Here is a 552-nt window from a genome sequence, read left to right as displayed (position 1 = left end):
ATATCCGCAGCTTCGGTGACTGGCTTAGCCCCGTTACATCTTCCGCGCAGGACGACTCGATCAGTGAGCTATTACGCTTTCTTTAAATGATGGCTGCTTCTAAGCCAACATCCTGACTGTTTTAGCCTTCCCACTTCGTTTTCCACTTAGCCAATCTTTGGGACCTTAGCTGGCGGTCTGGGTTGTTTCCCTCTTGACGCCGGACGTTAGCACCCGACGTCTGTCTCCCAAGCTCGCACTCATCGGTATTCGGAGTTTGCAATGGTTTGGTAATTCGCAATGAACCCCTAGCCATAACAGTGCTCTACCCCCGATGGTGATACTTGAGGCACTACCTAAATAGTTTTCGGAGAGAACCAGCTATTTCCAAGTTTGTTTAGCCTTTCACCCCTACCCACAGCTCATCCCCTAATTTTTCAACATTAGTGGGTTCGGACCTCCAGGGCGTGTTACCGCACCTTCATCCTGGCCATGAGTAGATCACTTGGTTTCGGGTCTACACCCAGCGACTGTCGCCCTGTTCGGACTCGATTTCTCTACGGCTTCCCTATA

General features: G+C 50.7%; 1 rRNA gene. It reads right to left on the bottom strand.

What is annotated here, in order from left to right:
* Positions 1–552, bottom strand: a 23S ribosomal RNA gene (locus ACP7EY_RS24045); the annotation flags it as partial.

It is taken from the genome of Massilia sp. DWR3-1-1, assembly GCF_049898325.1.
Classification (GTDB): Bacteria; Pseudomonadota; Gammaproteobacteria; order Burkholderiales; family Burkholderiaceae_D; genus JAFCUW01.
This window is presented reverse-complemented; position numbering and strand designations above follow the sequence as displayed.